This window comes from Streptomyces fildesensis (assembly GCF_016107395.1).
Classification (GTDB): Bacteria; Actinomycetota; Actinomycetes; order Streptomycetales; family Streptomycetaceae; genus Actinacidiphila; species Actinacidiphila fildesensis.
The window spans coordinates 1-443 of sequence record NZ_JAAIKO010000193.1; the positions used below are offsets into that span (position 1 = coordinate 1).

Sequence of the window (443 nt, forward strand, 5' to 3'; positions counted from 1 at the left end):
GTCGCATGTGGGCTAGAACAGGTTGCTCCACATTTGCGGGCGGCAGGTTCAGCTGCGTTACTGGTGATTGTGGAGATGCCGTGGCTTGCAATGGCTCCGGCGGCGCTACTCCTGCAACTCTTGTAGAAGTCATGCTGAACGTAACTCAGGATTACTACGACATCAGCCTCGTCGATGGCTTCAATCTGCCAGTCTCTGTTTCCCCACAAGGGGGATCCGGCGCCAATTGCACCCAATCCAGTTGCGCTGCCAACGTCAACTCTGTGTGCCCATCTGAGCTGACGGTGAAAGGAACCGACGGAAGTGTTGCTGCCTGTAAGAGCGCTTGCACGGCGTTTCTACTGCCGCAGTACTGCTGCACGGATGCGTTTAGTACTCCCACCAACTGCAAGGCAACAAATTATTCATCCATATTCAAGAACGATTGCCCGCAGGCATATAGC

At 54.4% G+C, this 443-nt stretch carries 1 protein-coding gene; it reads left to right on the forward strand.

What is annotated here, in order from left to right:
• Nucleotides 1-5: 5 nt before the first annotated feature.
• A partial coding sequence (locus C6N31_RS42550; protein WP_306665087.1) for a thaumatin family protein occupies nucleotides 6-443 on the forward strand: 438 nt, incomplete at its 3' end.